Below are 280 nucleotides of genomic sequence, written 5' to 3'. Positions count from 1 at the left end.
GCACCGAGTTTTACGTCGTATCCAAATAATAAGGAGTGCGTATGAAACCACTCATGCCGCGCTCGTTCAGCAACGCGACTGCACCACGTCAGCGTGCAGTTGCGGTCGTGCCTCCGGCAATTGAACCGGAGGACGCCCAGCAACAAGCGCTTCAGACTCAGCATGTTGACAACGTGAGTCGAACCGAAGATGCTGTTGACGCGGAAAAAGATCAGGGCCTCGTGTCTCGTTTGGACTACGAAACGTGGCTTCCGTTTGCAGCAAAGACCTATAAGATTTC

Annotated in this window: 1 protein-coding gene; it reads left to right on the top strand. The window is 53.2% G+C overall.

Features of this window, described 5'->3' with window-relative positions; genetic code table 11:
* Nucleotides 1–41: 41 nt before the first annotated feature.
* Nucleotides 42–280 (top strand): hypothetical protein (locus tag ACZ2V4_RS11765; RefSeq protein WP_490514957.1); only part of this gene is annotated, 239 nt, incomplete at its 3' end.

It is taken from the genome of Macrococcus sp. CoH-51_TC_04, from assembly GCF_058188655.1.
Note: the sequence above shows the minus strand (reverse complement) of the source record. Positions and strands in the feature narration are given on the sequence as shown.